Origin of the sequence: Pseudomonas oryzihabitans (assembly GCF_032027545.1) — a bacterium.
In the GTDB taxonomy this organism is placed as follows: domain Bacteria; phylum Pseudomonadota; class Gammaproteobacteria; order Pseudomonadales; family Pseudomonadaceae; genus Chryseomonas; species Chryseomonas oryzihabitans_F.
On the sequence record NZ_JAVSJB010000082.1, the window covers coordinates 1 to 969 of the forward strand.

Sequence of the window (969 nt, forward strand, 5' to 3'; positions counted from 1 at the left end):
CGCCGAGGTGGAAGGCATCGCCTTCGCCGAGGATTTCCGCGTCCTGCTCAAGGCCGCGCGGGAGCGGGACATCCACTTCGGGACGCTAGGCGAACGCCTGCCCGATGATCCACAAGGGCTTCCAGAAGGAAGCGTTGTCCGCGGCAGCCTCGCAGGGCGCCAGGGATGGTTAGGAGTTCAACAATGAGTCGTGTGCGTTTGCTGTTGTTACTACCCGTTGCGCTCTTGGCGTACGTGCTGCCCTTGAATTGGCGGGGTCTGTGGATTCCCGATGAATCGCGCTATGCCCAGATCGGCCAGGAACTCTGGCGCAGCGGCGACTGGGTGGTGCCCCACTTCCTCGGCCTGCCCTATTTCGAAAAACCCATCGGCGGCTACTGGACCCAGGCCATCGCCCAGGCCTGGCTGGGCGATTCGCTGCTCAGTGTGCGCCTGGTCCCGCTACTGGCCGGACTCGCCACCGCCGCCCTGGTCGTCCGTCTGACCCGCCTGATCTGGGGCGAGCGTCTCCTGGCGTTGCTGGCCGGCGTGCTCTACCTGTCCTGCCTTGCGGTAGCGGCGTCGTCTACCTACGTGACCCTGGATGCCCAATTCGCTTTCTGGACGACCCTGGCCTTGCTCGCCCTCTGGCAGGCCCAGGCAGCCACCACTCGTGGCGTAGCCCTGGGCAACTGGGCACTGCTGGGCCTGGCTTGCGGCTGCGGCCTGCTGACCAAGGGCTTCCTCGCCCTGGTGTTGCCCGTGCTGGTGGCACTGCCCTTCTTCCTCTGGCAACGCCGGTTCCTCGAGCTGATCTGCCGCGGTCCCGTGGCGGTCATCGTCGCGGCCCTGGTGGTGGCGCCCTGGGCGCTGCTGGTGGCCCACCGCGATCCGGACTACTGGAACTTCTTCTTCTGGCACGAGCACATCCAGCGTTTCGCCAGCGACGACGCCCAGCACGAGCGACCCTTCTGGTTCTATGGGCCGGTG

1 protein-coding gene and 1 pseudogene are annotated in these 969 nt (G+C 66.3%); both read left to right on the forward strand.

The features are described 5' to 3' along the window. A pseudogene (locus RND78_RS27800) lies at positions 1-187 on the forward strand (4-deoxy-4-formamido-L-arabinose-phosphoundecaprenol deformylase); the annotation flags it as partial. Then, the coding region (locus RND78_RS27805) for a phospholipid carrier-dependent glycosyltransferase (protein ID WP_312733447.1) at positions 184-969 on the forward strand (786 nt) is incomplete at its 3' end. The pseudogene RND78_RS27800 and the gene RND78_RS27805, both read left to right, overlap by 4 nt.